Annotated in this window: 16 protein-coding genes and 1 pseudogene; 7 read left to right on the forward strand and 10 right to left on the reverse strand. The window is 70.9% G+C overall.

Features of this window, described 5'->3' with window-relative positions:
• Positions 1–33: 33 nt before the first annotated feature.
• Complete coding sequence (locus ACWD0A_RS11250; RefSeq protein WP_451296846.1) at positions 34–1,014, forward strand: DMT family transporter; 981 nt, start codon at positions 34–36, stop codon at positions 1,012–1,014.
• Positions 1,015–1,068: 54 nt separating this feature from the next.
• Here ACWD0A_RS11250 and ACWD0A_RS11255 read toward each other — a convergent pair whose 3' ends face one another.
• Positions 1,069–1,752: a pyridoxamine 5'-phosphate oxidase family protein gene (locus ACWD0A_RS11255; protein ID WP_451296848.1), complete on the reverse strand. Its 684-nt coding sequence runs from the start codon at positions 1,750–1,752 to the stop codon at positions 1,069–1,071.
• Positions 1,753–1,788: 36 nt separating this feature from the next.
• On the opposite strand from ACWD0A_RS11255, the gene ACWD0A_RS11260 reads away from it, so the two are divergent.
• Positions 1,789–3,120 carry an aminotransferase class I/II-fold pyridoxal phosphate-dependent enzyme gene (locus ACWD0A_RS11260; RefSeq protein ID WP_451296850.1) on the forward strand — a complete coding sequence of 444 codons (1,332 nt, stop codon included), beginning with the start codon at positions 1,789–1,791 and terminating at the stop codon, positions 3,118–3,120.
• On the opposite strand, the gene ACWD0A_RS11265 is transcribed toward ACWD0A_RS11260, so the two are convergent.
• The gene (locus ACWD0A_RS11265; protein WP_451296852.1) at positions 3,111–4,160 is read right to left on the reverse strand and encodes a DMT family transporter; all 1,050 of its coding nucleotides are present in this window, start codon (positions 4,158–4,160) and stop codon (positions 3,111–3,113) included. The genes ACWD0A_RS11260 and ACWD0A_RS11265 overlap by 10 nt on opposite strands.
• 74 nt (positions 4,161–4,234) lie before the next feature.
• Here ACWD0A_RS11265 and ACWD0A_RS11270 point away from each other — a divergent pair, with 74 nt between their 5' ends.
• Positions 4,235–5,137: a LysR family transcriptional regulator gene (locus ACWD0A_RS11270; RefSeq protein ID WP_451296854.1), complete on the forward strand. Its 903-nt coding sequence runs from the start codon at positions 4,235–4,237 to the stop codon at positions 5,135–5,137.
• On the opposite strand, the gene ACWD0A_RS11275 is transcribed toward ACWD0A_RS11270, so the two are convergent.
• Complete coding sequence (locus tag ACWD0A_RS11275; RefSeq protein WP_451296856.1) at positions 5,126–5,593, reverse strand: pyridoxamine 5'-phosphate oxidase family protein; 468 nt, start codon at positions 5,591–5,593, stop codon at positions 5,126–5,128. The two genes, ACWD0A_RS11270 and ACWD0A_RS11275, sit on opposite strands and share 12 nt — an antisense overlap.
• A gap of 113 nt (positions 5,594–5,706) precedes the next feature.
• On the opposite strand from ACWD0A_RS11275, the gene ACWD0A_RS11280 reads away from it, so the two are divergent.
• A complete protein-coding gene (locus ACWD0A_RS11280) occupies positions 5,707–6,402 on the forward strand; it encodes a cysteine hydrolase family protein (RefSeq protein ID WP_451296858.1) in 696 nt (231 codons plus the stop codon).
• 49 nt (positions 6,403–6,451) lie between these two features.
• Here the strand turns inward: ACWD0A_RS11280 and ACWD0A_RS11285 are convergent, their stop codons facing one another.
• Positions 6,452–6,919, reverse strand: a complete 468-nt coding sequence (locus ACWD0A_RS11285; RefSeq protein ID WP_451296860.1) for a Rieske (2Fe-2S) protein — start codon at positions 6,917–6,919, stop codon at positions 6,452–6,454.
• 457 nt (positions 6,920–7,376) lie between these two features.
• On the opposite strand from ACWD0A_RS11285, the gene ACWD0A_RS11290 reads away from it, so the two are divergent.
• The gene (locus ACWD0A_RS11290; RefSeq protein ID WP_451296862.1) at positions 7,377–8,579 is read left to right on the forward strand and encodes an NAD(P)/FAD-dependent oxidoreductase; all 1,203 of its coding nucleotides are present in this window, start codon (positions 7,377–7,379) and stop codon (positions 8,577–8,579) included.
• Between the two features lie 16 nt (positions 8,580–8,595).
• Positions 8,596–9,546, forward strand: a complete 951-nt coding sequence (locus tag ACWD0A_RS11295; RefSeq protein ID WP_451296864.1) for a sigma-70 family RNA polymerase sigma factor — start codon at positions 8,596–8,598, stop codon at positions 9,544–9,546.
• Positions 9,547–9,649: 103 nt separating this feature from the next.
• On the opposite strand, the gene ACWD0A_RS11300 is transcribed toward ACWD0A_RS11295, so the two are convergent.
• From ACWD0A_RS11300 to ACWD0A_RS11320, 5 genes and pseudogenes are all read right to left on the reverse strand, one after another.
• Positions 9,650–10,336: a carbohydrate ABC transporter permease gene (locus tag ACWD0A_RS11300; protein ID WP_451296866.1), complete on the reverse strand. Its 687-nt coding sequence runs from the start codon at positions 10,334–10,336 to the stop codon at positions 9,650–9,652.
• A 115-nt stretch (positions 10,337–10,451) separates the two neighbouring features.
• A pseudogene (locus ACWD0A_RS11305) lies at positions 10,452–11,222 on the reverse strand (carbohydrate ABC transporter permease); the annotation flags it as partial.
• Entirely contained in the window at positions 11,200–12,537 is a 1,338-nt protein-coding gene (locus ACWD0A_RS11310) for an ABC transporter substrate-binding protein (RefSeq protein ID WP_451296868.1), read from the reverse strand. The pseudogene ACWD0A_RS11305 and the gene ACWD0A_RS11310, both read right to left, overlap by 23 nt.
• Positions 12,538–12,675: 138 nt before the next feature.
• Positions 12,676–12,825, reverse strand: coding sequence for a hypothetical protein (locus ACWD0A_RS11315; RefSeq protein WP_451296870.1), 150 nt, complete (start codon positions 12,823–12,825; stop codon positions 12,676–12,678).
• Between the two features lie 229 nt (positions 12,826–13,054).
• The gene (locus tag ACWD0A_RS11320) at positions 13,055–14,044 is read right to left on the reverse strand and encodes a LacI family DNA-binding transcriptional regulator (RefSeq protein WP_451296872.1); all 990 of its coding nucleotides are present in this window, start codon (positions 14,042–14,044) and stop codon (positions 13,055–13,057) included.
• A 58-nt stretch (positions 14,045–14,102) separates the two neighbouring features.
• On the opposite strand from ACWD0A_RS11320, the gene ACWD0A_RS11325 reads away from it, so the two are divergent.
• Positions 14,103–14,243, forward strand: a complete 141-nt coding sequence (locus ACWD0A_RS11325; protein WP_451296874.1) for a hypothetical protein — start codon at positions 14,103–14,105, stop codon at positions 14,241–14,243.
• Between the two features lie 95 nt (positions 14,244–14,338).
• Here ACWD0A_RS11325 and ACWD0A_RS11330 read toward each other — a convergent pair whose 3' ends face one another.
• Positions 14,339–15,523 (reverse strand): NosD domain-containing protein, encoded by a 1,185-nt coding sequence (locus ACWD0A_RS11330; RefSeq protein ID WP_451296876.1) that lies wholly within the window; start codon positions 15,521–15,523, stop codon positions 14,339–14,341.
• Positions 15,524–15,754: the final 231 nt, after the last annotated feature.

The following is a 15,754-nucleotide window of genomic DNA, read 5'->3' on the forward strand; positions in this document are numbered from 1 at the left end:
CTTCATCCCCTGTCCTCCACACGGAGAAGTCACGTGTCGAATTCCTCTGCAGCTCCTGTCGGCGTCCCCGTCGGACGGAGCCTCGTCTATCTCGTCTTCGCCGGCGTCGCCTGGGGCACCGCCGGTGCGGCGGCCTCCCTCGTCTTCGCGGTGAGCGACCTCGGTCCCCTCTCGCTGTCCTTCTGGCGCTGTGCGGGCGGACTTCTGCTGCTGCTCGGCGTCCTGGCCGTACGCGCCCGCGGGCGTGCGGCGGCTCCCGCGGCCTGCGCCGTCGCCGAGTCCCGCGGGCGCAAGTACCTGCGTATCGTCGGCACCGGCGTCGGGCTGACCCTCTTCCAGAGCGCGTACTTCGCGGCCGTCGAGGCGACCGGTCTCGCCGTGGGCACGGTCGTCACGCTCGGCGCGGGACCCGTTCTCATCGCCGTCGGCGCCCGGCTCACCATGGGCGAGCGCCTCGGGCGCGGCGGCACGCTCGCGGTGGCCGGAGCGCTCACCGGGCTCGGCGTGCTGGTGCTCGGCGGCGAGGGAGGCACCGTACGGCCCGTGGGCGTCGTGCTCGCCGTGCTGTCCGCCGCAGGCTACGCGGCGATCACCCTGCTGACGCGATGGTTGGGCCGGGAGGGCGGAGGCGGCGACTCGCTGTCGACGACGGCGTGGGCGTTCGCGATCGGCGCGGTCGGCCTGCTGCCCATGGCGTTCGCCGAGGGGCTGCTGCCGCACACCGCGGACCCGGTCCGGGTGGTGTGGCTGCTCGTCTACGTCGCGGCCGTGCCCACGGCGCTCGCGTACGCGCTGTACTTCGCGGGCGCGGCCGTGGTCCGCGCCGCCACCGTCTCCGTGATCATGCTGCTGGAGCCGGTCAGTGCGGCCGTCATCGCGGTGACGCTGCTCGGCGAGCACCTGACGGTGGCGACCGTCGTCGGCACACTGCTCCTGCTGACCGCCGTGGCCGGGCTCGCGGTGGCCGAGGCATGCGTCGCCGCCGTCCGCAGGCGGGCGATGGCCACGGTGTGAGAGACGGGGGCGGGGACGGCGCGGCCCCGCCCGCGGTCGCCGCACCGGTGCGTGTCAGCCGAGCGCGGCCAGGTAGTCCGGCAGGGCCACCGACTCCGCGAGGTCCGCGGACGGGACAGGGGCGCCGTACACCGGAGCCACCGGGACGACACCGGCCCAGTGCGGGAGCGCCATGTCCTCGGGCTCGTCGTTCGGGCCGCCCGTGCGGGACTTGGCGGACACCTCGGCGAGGTCGATACGGATCACGGCCGTCGCCGCCAGTTCCTTGGCGTTCGCCGGCCGTGAGTCCGCGGAGCGGCCCGCGACCGCGTGGTCGACCAGGGCGTCGAGGGCCATGCGCTTCTCGTCCTCGTCGGTGACCTGGTACGCCTTGCCGTGGATCACCGCCGAGCGGTAGTTGAGGGAGTGGTGGAAAGCCGAGCGCGCCAGCACCAGGCCGTCGACGTGGGTGACCGTCAGGCACACGTCCAGGCCCGGGTCCTCCTGGCCCGCCATCCGCAGCGGCCGCGAACCGGTCGAACCGTGGACGTACAGCGTCTCGCCGACGCGCGCGTACAGGGTCGGGAGCACGACCGGCGCGCCGTCCCGGACGAAGCCGAGGTGGCAGACGTAGGCGCTGTCGAGTATCGAGTGGACGAACTCGCGGTCGTACGAGGCCCGGTCCCGGCCCCGCGTGGGAACCGTGCGGCCGGTCGGCTCGTACGCGGGGGCGGTGTCCGGCTGGGCGGTGGGCGACATTGCGGAACTCCATTGCACTAGTGCATAATCAGTTTTGTGCTAGGAGAGTATCGGATCACGGGCCGGCGTGCATCGGAGATTGCCGCGAGCGTCGAGCGCGCGGTGGGCTCGGGCGACCTCGAACCGGGGCAACTGCTGCCTCCCATGCGGGAGTTGGCGACCGACCTCGGGGTCAATCCCAATACCGTCGCCGCCGCCTACCGCACCCTGCGCGAGCGCGGCGTCATCGAGACCGCCGGCCGCCGGGGGAGCCGAGTGCGCCCGCGCCCCGCAAGCACGCCCCGCAACGCCATCCGCGTCGAGGCGCCGCCCGGCGTGCGCGACCTCGCCGCGGGCAATCCCGACACCGCCCTCCTGCCGCCGCTCGACGAGGCGCTGGCCGCCGCCGCCCGTCACCACGCGAAGTACCCGACGCTCTACGGCCAGGGGCCGCTCGACGCCGAGTTCGCGCGCCTCGCCAGGGCCTCCCTCGACGCCGACGGTGTTCCCCCCGGGCCGCTCGCCGCCACCTCCGGCGCGCTGGACGCCATCGAGCGCGTGCTGGCCGCCCATCTGAGGGCCGGAGACGCGGTGGCGGTCGAGGATCCGGGGTGGGGGAGTCTGCTCGACCTGGTCACCGCCCTCGGACTCAAGGCACTGCCGGTCGGCCTGGACGACGACGGGCCGCTCCCCGCCGACGTCGAACGGGCCCTCGCGGCCGGGGCCCGCGCCGTCGTCGTCACCGACCGGGCGCAGAATCCCACCGGCGCGGTCCTGACGGCCGCGAGGGCAGCCGAACTGCGGTCCGTCCTCGGCCGGTTCCCGCACGCCCTCGTCGTCGAGGACGACCACGGGTACGCCATCGTCGACCAGCCGCTCCACCCCCTCGCCGGTGCCACCGCGCACTGGGCCTTCGTGCGCTCGGCGGCCAAGGCGTACGGGCCGGATCTGCGCGTCGCGGTCCTCACCGGTGACACCGTCACCGTCGACCGGGTGCTGGGGCGCCTGGGGCTCGGCCCGGGCTGGGTCAGCACGCTGCTGCAACGCGCGGTCGCCCACCTGTGGGCGTCGGGGGCGGTCGACGCCAGGGCCGTGGCCCGCGCGTACGGCGAACGGCGGGATGCGCTCATCGGGGCGCTGGCGCGCCGTGGTGTCCCGGCGTACGGGCGCAGTGGGATGAACGTGTGGGTGCCCGTGCCGGACGAGACCGGCGCGGTGACGCGGCTGCTGCACGCCGGGTGGGCCGTGGCCCCCGGGGCCCGGTTCCGGATGTCCGCGGCGCCGGGCGTGCGCATCACGGTCTCCGCCCTCACGCAGGCGGACATCGAGCCGATCGCCGCGGCGGTGGCCGCGGCGATCGGCCCGGTGCCGACGCGCAGTTACGGCTGAGCGGCGCGAGCCGGGGTGACGGCGGGCGAGGCCGCTTCCGGTGCGACACCGGCCGGGCCCGGCGCCGGGTCCGGAGCCGTGGGGGTACGCGCGCTCCTGGCGCGGCTCTGCGTGAGTGCTGCCCCCGCCAGCACGATCAGCGCGCCGACGGGCGTGTTCCAGGCGAGCTGTTCGCCCAGCAGTGTCACACCCGCCGCGGTGGCGATGACCGGGATGAAATACGTGACCATCTGCGCCGTCGTCGGACCGACTTCGGCGACCAGCCCGTACTGCATCAGCAGCGCCAGTCCCGTCCCCAGCGCGCCGAGCGCGACGACGGCGAGCAGGGGCGCGAGGGGGAACGAGGCCGGCACGCTGGTGAACAGCGGCGTGACAACGCCCAGTTGGATGGTGGCGAGCCCGAGCTGAGCGCCGGTGAGCGACAGATGGGAGTGGCTCGACCCCGCGAGCGTACGGCGCACGTAGATCCAGCCGACCGGGTAGCTGAGGGAGGCGAGCAGCGCCATCGCCGTGCCGCGGACGTCGAGGCCCGAGAAGCCCTGCCAGGCGCCGAGGACCGTCAGCACACCGAGGAACCCGATGCCCAGTCCCGCCACCCGCCGCCGGGTCGGCCGGTCCTCGGACAGCGCGACCAGGGACAGCGCCATGCCCCACAGCGGCGACGTGGCGTTGCAGATGCCTGCGAGCGTCGAGGGGATCGTCAACTCGGAGTAGGCGAAGAGGGAGAAGGGCAGCGCGTTGAGCAGGAACGCCGCGACCGCGAGATGGCCCCAGGTGCGCAGCCCGTGCGGCAGCCGCTCCCGCCGGAACGCCATGGCAGCGGCCAGGACGGCGGTGCCGAAGAAGAGCCGGCCGAAGGTGACCTGGAACGGCGCGTACGCCCCCGTGCCGACCTTGATCAGAAGGAAGCTGAAGCCCCAGACCGCCGAGAGCACCGCGAACCGGATGCGCCAGTCGACGGCGTGGGGGCGGGATACAGCGGAGGGAAGGGACGGGCGGGTACGGCCGGACGAGGCCGGCGCCGGGGCAGCGGTGGTCATGTACTCAACGATCCCGGGTTCGATATCTTAGGACAAGCGAGAAAAATTGGACCTGTTCGCTTAGTATCACTTACATGTTGAACCTGGAGCGCCTGCGCACCCTCGACGCCCTCGCCCGGCACGGTTCCGTGAGCGGCGCCGCCGACGGACTGCATGTGACGACCTCGGCCGTCTCCCAGCAGATGGCGAAGCTGGAGCGGGAGGTCGGTCAGCAACTGCTCGCCAAGAACGGGCGCGGGGTGCGCCTGACCGACGCCGGCCGACTCCTCGCCGACCATGCCGCGCGCATCCTGTCCCAGGTGGAGCTGGCGCAGTCCGACATCGAGGCGCAGCGCGGACAGGTCGTGGGGGAGGTGCGGCTCGGCGCCTTCCCCACCGCTGCCCGAGGCCTGTTCCCCGTCGCCGTCGCCGCGCTCCGCGGCGACCACCCCGACCTGCGGGTGCAGACTCGCGAGCTGGAGCCCGAACTGGGCATCCGGGCGGTCATCCGCGGCGACCTCGATCTCGCGGTGGTCCTCGACTGGAGCAACAAGCGCCTGCCCGTGCCCGGCGGCCTCAGCCAGGCCCGGCTGCTCGACGACGTGCCCGATGTCGCCATGCCGGCCGGCCATCCCCTCGCAGACCGCGACGAGGTGGACCTGGAGGAGTTCGCGGACGACGAGTGGGTCTCCTGGCCCGAGGGGGAGTTCTGCCACGACTGGCTGGTGTTCACCCTGCGCGCCAAGGGGTTCGAGCCCCGGATCGCGCACCTCGCGGGCGAACACCACACCCAGCTGGCGCTCATCGCGGCCGGTCTCGGTGTGTGCGTCGCCCCCCGGCTCGGCCGGGGACCCGTGCCCGAGGGCGTCGCGCTCGTCCCCGTACGGCAGCGGATGCGCCGCCATGTGTACGCGGTGTGGCGCACCGACGCCGACCGCAGGCCGTCCATCAGGGCGGCCGTCGACGCGCTGCGCACGGCCGCGGGGTCAGAGGGCTGACAGTTTCCTGAAGTCCCAGGAGGCGATCGCGTCGGGCGTCAGCCGCAGCCAGGCGTGCCGGCCGTCGTGCGGCATCGCCTCCAGGCCGAAGTTCTTGCGGGCGAACAGGGCCTCGGGCGCCGCCAGTTCGGGGCAGTCCGCGCCCGTTCGCGGGGCCTCGCCGACGAACACGGCGGTGCCCGCGAGCTCGACGCCCCTGAGCTCCCCGTACTCCTCGCCGTCGTCGACCACCACGGCGATGCGCGGGTCGCGGCGCAGGTCGGCCCAGCGGCGGCTGCGGGTCAGCGAGTACAGCCACAGGGACGTGCCGTCCCAGGCGAACCACAGGGCGCTCACGTGCGGGCGGCCGTCGGCCGAGACGGTGGCCACCCGGCAGGTGCGCCGCTCGGCGAGGAAGGCGTCCAGCTCCTCGGGGGTCATCATGATGCGCCGGCCGCGGCGCTGGGTGACGGCCATCGGCGTACCCCTCCCATGTGCTGACGGTGTGTCAGAAATCATGGCGCCGCTTCCTCCCTCGCGCAATGGCGGCTACTCTCGCGCGCCCCGGCACAGCGAGGAAGGGACACGCCATGGCGTCCAGGGAAGAGCTCGCCGAGCAGCTGGATCCCGCCACCACCGTGCTGCTCACCGTCGAGTGCCAGGAGGGCGTCGTCGGAGCCGGGAGCGCACTGCCCGAACTCGCCGCACAGGCCCGCTCCTCGGGCGTGCTCCACAACATCGCGCGCCTGGTGGACGCGGCGCACGAGGCGGACGTTCAGGTGATGCACGCCGTCGCGGAGCGGCGGCCCGACGGACGCGGAGCGAACGGCAACGCCCGGCTGTTCCGGTCCGCGGCCCGGCTCCCGGTGCAGCAGCACTGCGGCTCGGCCGCGGTCCGCGTCGCGTCGCCGATCACCGTGGCGGACGAGGACATCGTCGTCCGCAGGCTGCACGGCCTGTCTCCTGTGGCGGGCACCGGGGTCGATCCGGTGCTGCGCAACCTCGGCTGCCGCACCCTGGTCGTCACCGGCGTCTCGGCCAACATCGCCGTCCCGGCCGCCGTCTTCGACGCCGTCAACCTCGGCTACACCGTCGCCGTGGTGGCGGACGCCATCGCGGGGGTGCCGGCCGAGTACACCCCCGCGATGATCCGCAACACGCTGTCCCTGGTGGCGACGATCGCGACCACCGACACCGTGCTGGGTTGCTGGAAGCGGCCGCGCGGGCCCTGCGCGCCTGATGTCGCGCACACCCCTGACCCGGCGGCGGCCGCCTCCCACGCGTGACCCCCGAGGCGGTTCCGGCGCCTGACCCCGTGCGCCGGAACCGGCCGAGTCACGCGAGCTTGATGGAGTCGCCTTCCACGGTGATTTCCGCCGGGGGCAGCGGCGCGGTCGCGGGACCCGCCTTGACGCTGCCGTCCGACGCGTCGAACGCGCTGTTGTGGCAGGGGCATGTGATGACCCCGTCCGCCACGTCCTTGACCGCGCAGCCCTGATGCGTGCACTTGGACGAGAACGCCTTGAACTCGCCCGCCCGGGGCTGTGTGATCACCACGTCCCCGACGACCTTGCCGCCGCCCTCCGGGATCTCGGTGGTCCGTGCGACGACCGAGCCTCCGCCCGTGCCGCCCGTGCTGCCCGTCGCCCCGCCGCTCTGGTCGGCGGGCTTGTCGGACACCGACCCGGCCGAGTCGTCCGAACCGCCGCAGGCGGTCAGGGCGACGGCGAGACCGGCGCCGCCCGCCGCGGCGACGACGGTACGACGCGCCACGGTCCGTGCGGTCCCCTGCGATCCGGTCATGTTGGCTCCCTCTCCACGGTCGGCCCTCTGCCGGCCGGTTCGTGATGGTGTACGGGCCATCCGCCGTCGATGTTCACCCCTTCCCCGGATTGTTGCGGGCCCGTGCTCTGAGCGGTCACCGTGCGGCGGTACGTCACGCTCCGGCGCGGGCGGCCCGGTCCTCCGGTCGGACCGCCGGAGAGCCTGGGTCGATGCTCGGCGAAATCACAGCGACGCGCTCGTGGTCGCCGTGCTCCTCACGGGCCGTCAGAAGCGCCGCGACACGAGGCCGCTCGGGTCGTGGAGGGCTCCGTGGTACGCCGCACTCGAAGAACGCCGCCTCGGCGTCGCGAGCAGCGCCGGGCGACGCTCCTGCCGCTCTGTGACCCATGCCACATGCCGTTCCTGTCAGCAATCGGGGCGCTGTTCCGCTCAACTCACGACTCACCGGGAGCAAGCGAACCGACAGGAGCAACAGATGAAGCACCGCATCGTCGTCCTCGGCGCCGGCTATGCCGGGGCCTACGCGGCCGGGAACCTGGCCCGCCGGCTGTCCCCGGCGGACACCGAGATCACCGTGGTCAACGCTGGGCCGGACTTCATCGAGCGGCTGCGGCTGCATCAGCTCGCGGCCGGCCAGGAGATCGAGGCTCGGAAGCTCGCCGACGTCTTCGCGGGCACGGGGATACGGCTGCGCCTGGCTCGTGTCACCGCCGTCGACCCCGAGCGCCAGGTCGTCGCCGTGGCCGACGCCGACGGTGGCGGCGAACTCGGCTACGACACGCTTTTCTACGCGCTCGGCAGCCACGTCGCCGACAGCGGCGTCCCCGGCGTGGCCGAGCACGCCTTCGACGTCACCGGCCGGCCCTCGGCGCTGCGCCTGCGCGAGCGCCTGGACAGCCTGGGCAGGCGGGGCGAAGGCGGGAGTGTGCTGGTCGTCGGCGACGGGTTGACCGGCATCGAGACCGCCACCGAGATCGCCGAATCCCGGCCCGGCCTGTCGGTGTCGCTGGTCGCCCGCGGCGAGCTGGGCGCCCGGCTCTCCGCCGGAGCCCGCAGCCACCTGCGCCAGGCCTGCGACCGGCTGGGCATCACCGTCCTGGAGCACACCAGCGTCGAAGCCGTCGAAGCGACGCGGGTGCTGTGCGCCGACGGCACTGCCCTGGCGTCCGACGCAACCGTGTGGACGGCCGGGTTCGCGGTCGACCCCATCGCCGCCGCCGGTGGGCTGGAGGTCACCGACAACGGTCGGATCGTCGTCGATCGCACCATGCGGTCCGTCTCGCACCCGAACGTCTACGCCGCCGGCGACAGCGCCTACGCCATCGGCGACAACGGCCTGCCGCTGCCGATGTCCTGCGCATCGGCCGGCGACACCGGCCGGCAGGCCACGGAGGCGATCGTGGGGCGCCTGACCGGCCGTGAGATCGCGAACATCAAGCTGGCCTACCTGGGCAACCACATCAGCCTCGGGCGGCAGGACGGGATCCTGCAGATGGTCGACGACGAAGCGCAGGCAAAGCCGAAGTACGTGGGCGGCCGGAAGGCCGCGCGGATCAAGGCAGGCATCCTCAAGATCTCGCTGTGGGCCATCTCGCACCCGACCTTCGGCCTGCCCCAGCGCAAGCGCCGCCTGGCCGCCGCGCCGGATGCGTCCACCGAGAACCGCGTTGCCGCCTAGGGTGGTCCGCGTGGACATGACTGCCACTGATCGCTTCGACACCAGTCGGTTCGAGGCCGGCCGGAACCGGCTGGCCTCGCTGGCGTACCGGCTGCTGGGCTCCGCCGCCGACGCCGAAGACGCCGTGCAGGATGCGTTCCTGCACTGGCAGGCCGCCGACCGGCAGCGGATCAAGGTGCCGGAAGCCTGGCTGACCAAGGTCGTCACCAACCTGTGCCTCGACCGGCTCCGCTCGGCACAAGCCCGCCGCGAACGCACCGTCGGCGCCTGGCTGCCCGAACCGCTCCTCGACGGCGACCCGATGCTCGGCCCGGCCGACACGTTCGAGCAGCGCGAATCGGTCTCCCTGGCCGTGCTGACTCTCATGGAGCGCCTGTCACCCCTCGAGCGGGCCGTCTACGTCCTGCGCGAAGCGTTCTCCTACAGCCATGCCGAGATCGCCGAGATCCTCGACATCACCGAGTCCGCAAGCCAGCAGCACCTCCACCGTGCCCGGCGCCGCATCACCGCCGCGGGCCGCCGCGGCGGCGGCGAAGTCGACCCGGAATCCGCCCGCAGGATCGTCGAGGAATTCCTCGCCGCTGCCTCCTCGGGCCGCACCGAACGGCTGGTGGCGCTGCTCACCGACGACGCGACCGCGATCTCCGACGGCGCCGGCCTGACCAAGACGCTGCTGCAGTACGACACTCCGCAGCGCATCGCCACCGTCGCACGGGCCGGCTTCAAACCCACACCCGCGAAACGGCGACTTGTCGGCGGCACGCTCGCCGTCCACTACGCGCTCGTCAACGGCGCCCCCGCCCTTCTCTTCGTGCTCGGCGACCGGGTCCTCGGCGCCGTGACGTTCGACATCACCAACGGCAGGATCGCAACCGTGCGCGGCATCGCCGCCCCCACCCGCCTCGCCCGCCTCACCGAAGCCTGGCGGCAGCACGAACCGGACACGCCGCTCATCACCCAGTGGTGAATGTGAACCGTGCCCTCGCCCGCCGTGAGCAGGCCGAGCGCCCCCGCCCCGACCTGCGCGCAGGGGCGGGGGCATCGCTGCGACCCACCGCGGGTGACCTCGCTCAGCTCTTGACCGCACCCAGCGTGAGCCCCGCGACGATGCGGCGCTGGAGGAGAAGCGTGAGCAGCACGACCGGAATCGAGTAGACCGTCGCCAGAGCCGTCATCGACCCCCACTGCAGTCCGAACTGCGTCTGGAACTCGGCGATGACCAGCGGAGTGGTCTGCGCCGTGACCCCGGTGAGGAGGAGCGCGAACAGGAACTCGTTCCACGAGGCCAGGAAGGCGAAGATCGCGGTGACGGCCAGGCCGCCGGAGACCACGGGCACGACCACGCGCAGCATCGCTTCGAGCCGGTTGCAGCCGTCGACCTTGGCGGCCTCCTCCAGTTCGCCGGGAACGGCTTCGAGGAAACTCGTCATGAGCCAGATCGACAGCGGCAGCGACACGGTGGTGTGAGCCAGCGCCAGCCCGAAGGGAGTGTCGGTCAGATGGAGCGTCTTCATCATGCCGACGAGCGGCACGCCGACGGCGACCGGCGGCACCATCCTCGTCACCAGGGCGGCGAGGATGAAGACCCGCCCACTCGGGGTCCTGAACCGCGTGACGGCGTACGCAGCCGGAACCGCGAGGACCAGGGAGAGCACCGTGCTGATGGTTGCGGTGCTGATGCTGTTGACGAACGAGGCGAGAACGCCGGACTCGGAGAAGGCGTTCGCGTAGTTCTCCCAGCTCCACGTGTTCGGCACGAGCGTCGGAGGAACCGAGATCGCCTCGGTAGATCAGCAGGCTCAGCGTCTGCGACGCGTTCTCGGGCCCGCCGTTGGTCTGGATGAGGATGACGTCGAAGGCGCGGGCCGCGTCGATTCCCCGGACGACGAGGGCCACGGTGATCACCGGGCGCAGGAGCGGCAGGATGATCCGCAAAAGCATCTGCACCGGGTTCGCCCCGTCGAGACGGGCCGCTTCGAGGACGTCGCCGGGAAGGTTCTGCAGGCCGGCGAAGAGGACGAGCGCCATGAACGATGTGGTCAGCCAGATGTCGGGAAGGGCGACCGAGAACAGGACGATGTCGGGATCGCTGAGCCAGCCGATGGCATCAGGATCGTCGATGACGCCGAACCCGGTGAGCAGCTCGTTCACGATGCCGAAGTTGTCGATCATCAGGAACCGCCACAGCAGACCGGCGACGACCGGCGCGATCATGAGCGGGTAGAGGAACACCGTGCGCAGGACCCGGGAGCGCCGGCCGAGGGCATGGAACAGGAGGGCCGCCGCCAGGCCGAGCACGAACTCGGCGCCGACGACGAGGAGCGTGTAGAGCACGGTGCGCACCGAGGCGCCGATGAACTCGGAGGATCCGAAGGCCTCGCGGTAGTTGTCCACTCCGGTGAAGCGGCGCTCACCGGCCATCGGGGAGATGTCGTAGAAGCTGTCGACGACCAGGCTCACCAGCGGCCAGAGGACGAACGCCGCGAGGAAGACACCGGCCGGCGCCATGAGCAGAAGGGCGAATCCGCGGTCGGTGAGCCGCACGGCCCGGGACCTGGGACGACCGGGATCGCCGGGGGCGTGGCCGGACCGGGGGAGGCCGGTCCGGCCACGCTCGCGGCTAGCCGACGAGACGCTCGACATCGGAGCGGGCTCCCTTCAGCAGCGCCTCGTAGTCGGCTCCGGGGGTCAGCGACTTCTGGATCGTGGGGATGAGCACCGTGTCGACGATCTGCTGCCACTTCGGCGTCGCCGGGCGCGAGCGGGTGGCGGGCGAGGACAGGGTCTGCACCAGCGGCTTGAAGTGCTCGTGACCGGGCTTGTCCTGGTACTCCTCGAACGCCGAGACGCGGGCGGCGAGTCCGAGCGAGGACTGGATGCCGAGCGCGTTGTTGTCGTAGCAGAACTGGACGAACTCCGTCGCCAGGTCGGCCTTCTTGGTGGCCTGAGGCACGGACAGGTACCACGGCCCCGGTACGCCCGCGATGCCCGCCGCACCGGCGATCATGGGCGCCGCCCCCACCTTCCCGTGGACCGGCGAGTCCCCCGGAACCAGCGGGAAGGCATGCGCCCAGAACCGCATCATCGCCGTCCTGCCCGGGTTGAACAGGTTCTGTGCGCCGCCCCAGTCGAGCTGCTTGGCACCGGGGGGAGCGACCTTGGCCTTGGTGCTGAGGTCGCTGCAGAAGCGGAGGGCGTCCAGGTGCTGCCGGTTGTCGATGATCACCTTGCCCTGGTCGTCGAGGACCGCCCCGGGCGATCCCGCCTGCAGGACGTGGGCGAGCCATTCGGTTTCGACCGCGCCCTTCACGTCCGTGCCGTACAGGGCGTTCTTTCCCTTGGTGTCGCGTGTGAAGAATTCCGCCGCGTCGGTGAACTGGTCCCAATTCGTGGGCGGGGAGAGCGGATAGCCGTACTTCTTCTCGAAGGCGGCCTGCTCCTTGGAGTCCTCGAACAGATCCTTCCGGTAGAACAGGATCTCGGAGTTGGTCCAGGCCGGCATGCCGAGATACCTTCCCTTCACCTGCGCTCCCTGGACGAGGGAAGGAAACAGGTCCTTCTTCACGGCCTCGGTGAACAGGTCGTCGAGAGGACGCAGAACGCCTTCTGCGAATGCGGGAAGCCAGATCGCGTCGAGGGCCGCGACGTCGAAGCTCACGGCTCCCGAACTGAATTCGCCGAGCAGCCGGTTGAACAGTCCGTCGTAGGGGAGCTCGACGAACGTCACCGAGGTGCCGGTCTTCTTCTTGAACAGCTCGGCGATCTTCAGCAGTTCCTGCTTGCCACCGGCTTCGCACAGCACGCGCAGTGAGCCCGAGCCGCCCGACGAATCGTCCGCCGTGCCGCCGGCGCCGCAGCCGGTCGCTGTCAGCAGACCGAGCCCGGCCAGGCCTCCGAGCTTCAGTACGTTCCGGCGCGGCAGCCCCGCGGCACCGGGTGCAGGACTCCACTTGTTCATGACGTGCTCCAGTTCGAGTTGAACGACATTGCTGAGATTTCGGAACGATGGGGAACGGGGAACCGGGGAGGCGAGGGAGGATTCCCTTTACCTCCCCTATGCGTCGACCGCCGGAATCCGGGACTTCCGGACTCCGCGCTACGGGGTGGCGCGGAATGTGTGATTCTGTGTATCCGCCCGAAATTCGGACGCCGTCGCGCTGTCCAGCACTTTGGTGGCGGTCGTGGTCGATGACAGCAGTACACGCGTCGCCGCGACATTGCAGACGGCCCGGTTGTTCGAGACCAAGGAGGCGGAGGCGTGCGCGGATCGACCGCGCCGCGGCGTGGTTCCCCACTTCGGCGGACCGAGGAGCGCTGCTGTGCCGACGGCACAGGGAAATGCCGTACGAGTGCTGTGCGGGAACGCGGCGAGACAGAGAGAAGGCGGTGCCTACCGGCCGGCGATCCGCGGCCGACCGCCGGGCAGAGCCCGCCCGGCCGTCACCGCAAGGCGATCACTTCGACGGATGCACGGCTCAGGGGTGCGAGCCGCACGAGCGGCGAATGCGCAGCCGGGGCTCGGCAAGGATCCTGGAGAGCGCCCGGTCGGGCTCGGCGATACGTGCGAAGAGCAGGTCCGCCGCGGTCCGCCCGATCTGCTCGATCGGCTGCGCGGCGACGGTGAGCGGAGGTTCCAGAAGGTCGAACAGGGGGAGGTCGTCGAAGCCCACCAGTGCCATGTCCTGCGGGACGCGCACGTCCCGCTCGCGCAGGGCACGCACAACTCCCTCCGTCAGGAGGTTGTTTCCGCAGAACAACGCCGTGGGCCGTTCGTCGCCGTCCATGTCCAGCAACTCGGCGACCACACGCCGGCCCAGGTCGAGAGTCCGCGCCACCCCGATCGCGTCCTGCGGTTTGCCCTCACAAACCGTCAGACGCACACCCGAGCGGCCCTCCAGCGCCTCCCGGCAGCCGGCCAGCCGCTCCCGGGTGGGGGTCGCCGTGGTGGTGCCGACGACTGCCGCGATGTGCCGATGGCCGTGATCCAGGAGGTGGTCGACGAGAGCGCGGGCTCCGGCTCGGTGGTCGATCGACACCGAGTCGAACAGATCCCCCGACACTCGCCGGTCCACGGTCACCGTCGGGGTGCTCGTGTCGACCAGCTTCTCGAGTGATGCCGGGTCCTCGGTGGAAGGCGCGATGATCACACCTGCCACACTTTCGGCAATCATCAGGTCGAGGTAGAGATCTTCCTGCTCGAGTCGCTCCGTAGTGTTGCAGAGCAGCACCGCGTAGCCCCGGTCGGCGGCGACGGCCTCCACGGCCCGTGCCACCGACGCGAAGAACGGGTTCTCCACATCCGAGATCAGCAGGCCGATGGCGTCGGCCCGTTGGGTTCGCAGGGCACGTGCCGCCTTGTTCGGACGATAACCGAGTTCCGCGGCGCTCGCCCGCACCCGCTCGGCCAACTCCGCCCTCACGAAGTCCCGTCCGGCCAGGACCCGGGACACCGTCGCAGTCGACACGCCGGCATGCGACTGGCTCGGCACAGGTATAGCGGCGGCTCGTCGGCGGCGTCAAGGCATGGGACCGACCGAGCGCCTGACGATACGTCAGGCAGGATCCTTCCGGCCCGGAGACTCCACGTACACCTCGGGCCGCCTCGGCATCAACACCTTCAACGGCACCGGCGAATTCCAGGACGTCAACGTCTTCATCGAGTGACGAGCCGCGAGGCGCCCAGGAGTGCTCCTGAACGCCTCTTCGGACCCGTTGCGCCTGCCCGGCCGTCATGCGACGGCCGGGCAGCCGCGGTTCCGCTAGCTCGGAGTTGCCACCATGAAATGGTTGGTCGTGAAGGCATCGAGCTGCGCGGTGGTGGCGCTGTGGAGCACCCTCGTGGCCGTGGTGCTCGCGTCGAGGACGACCTTGGCCGCCACGTTGCTGGTGATGTGGTTCGACGCCAGGTAGTTGTTGTCGCCGCTCTTGACCAGCACGATGGTCGGGGCCTGGCCCGCGGGCGTGATGTTCTGCGACGGGACATCGAAGGAGAACTGATTGCCCGTCACGGTGTTCTTGTTTCCGGCGATGTGCACCATGCCGAACTTGTCGTCGAAGCGGGTGCTGGTGCCGTCTCCGTAGACCCGTCGGAAATGGTTGGCGGAGATCAGGTTCTCGGAGCTGTTGTCCAGCAGGGCGATCTGGCTGGGGAAGTTGCTGAGCAGCTTGTTGCCGGTGATGGAGGCGCGGTTCCCCCTGGACAGTGTGATGTTGCAGGCCCACAGGATGGTGTTGCCGGAAATGTGAAGCCCCTCGGCGTTCTCCGCGAAGATGGAGTAGCCGGCCCAGGCGCTGATCAGGAAGTTGTTGGTGATCTTGGCGACCTGTGACGCTCCTGTCAGTTCGATGGAGGAGCCGCACTCCGCGATGAAGTTGTTGGTGATGTTGGGAGCGTCCGCGCCCTTGATGACGAGGGCGTGCGCGAGGTACACGAAGCCCATGCCCTCGATGCGGACCGCGTCGTTGTCGGACTGGAACGAGATGCCGGTCTTGCCGTTGCCCGGAAGATAGGGCTTGCCGGCGGTCACCCCGTCGAGACAGAAGTCCTGGAAGACGATGCTGTTCAGCCGCCCGACCGTGGCGGGGGCCCCGGTTCGGCTGACCAGGAACGCTTCGTTGTGACCGTCGTTGTTCTTGACCCGGATGTGACTGGCGCCCGGAAGCGTCTCGACCCAGGACCCGGTCTGCGACTCGTCACGGATGGCCTCGGACAGGAATCCGTGGCCGGCCCCCTTGATCTGCAGGAAGCTGACATCGACGACCACCCGCGTCAGGAGGTCGTAGTGGCCGGGCGGGATATAGATGACCGCGCCGGGTCTGGTGGTCTGCGTCGTCTGCTTCGACTTGATGTCGGCGATGATCTGGTTGATCACGGCGCCGATGTCGACGTACGGGGAGACTGTCGCCCCGGCCCACGTCGTGACGTCGTACACGGTGTCTGCCATGTCCGTCCTTTCTGAACGGTCTGGTGCGGGTGCTGTGTGTGCGGAGTGCTCAGAGAAGGCCGACGATGGAGTGGTACGACGGGTGCGGGGGAGGCGGTGCGGTGGGCTGTGCCGTTGCGGCCCGAGCGGTGCTGCGCTGCGCGGTGTTGAGGGACACCGCCGCTGTCAGAGCTCCCGTGAGCCCTGCGAGCACACTGCGACGTGAGATCCGCGGCTTTTCCTGATGCATGG

It is taken from the genome of Streptomyces sp. NPDC002867, assembly GCF_053591895.1.

What these genes read in the sequence shown, in the direction of transcription:
- ACWD0A_RS11255 (WP_451296848.1), bottom strand. Translation starts at nt 1,752, where the DNA reads ATGTCGCCCACCGCCCAGCCGGACACCGCCCCCGCGTACGAGCCGACC.
- ACWD0A_RS11265 (WP_451296852.1), bottom strand. Translation starts at nt 4,160, where the DNA reads ATGACCACCGCTGCCCCGGCGCCGGCCTCGTCCGGCCGTACCCGCCCG.
- ACWD0A_RS11270 (WP_451296854.1), top strand. Translation starts at nt 4,235, where the DNA reads ATGTTGAACCTGGAGCGCCTGCGCACCCTCGACGCCCTCGCCCGGCAC.
- ACWD0A_RS11275 (WP_451296856.1), bottom strand. Translation starts at nt 5,593, where the DNA reads ATGGCCGTCACCCAGCGCCGCGGCCGGCGCATCATGATGACCCCCGAG.
- ACWD0A_RS11280 (WP_451296858.1), top strand. Translation starts at nt 5,707, where the DNA reads ATGGCGTCCAGGGAAGAGCTCGCCGAGCAGCTGGATCCCGCCACCACC.
- ACWD0A_RS11285 (WP_451296860.1), bottom strand. Translation starts at nt 6,919, where the DNA reads ATGACCGGATCGCAGGGGACCGCACGGACCGTGGCGCGTCGTACCGTC.
- ACWD0A_RS11290 (WP_451296862.1), top strand. Translation starts at nt 7,377, where the DNA reads ATGAAGCACCGCATCGTCGTCCTCGGCGCCGGCTATGCCGGGGCCTAC.
- ACWD0A_RS11295 (WP_451296864.1), top strand. Translation starts at nt 8,596, where the DNA reads ATGACTGCCACTGATCGCTTCGACACCAGTCGGTTCGAGGCCGGCCGG.
- ACWD0A_RS11310 (WP_451296868.1), bottom strand. Translation starts at nt 12,537, where the DNA reads ATGAACAAGTGGAGTCCTGCACCCGGTGCCGCGGGGCTGCCGCGCCGG.
- ACWD0A_RS11325 (WP_451296874.1), top strand. Translation starts at nt 14,103, where the DNA reads ATGGGACCGACCGAGCGCCTGACGATACGTCAGGCAGGATCCTTCCGG.
- ACWD0A_RS11330 (WP_451296876.1), bottom strand. Translation starts at nt 15,523, where the DNA reads ATGGCAGACACCGTGTACGACGTCACGACGTGGGCCGGGGCGACAGTC.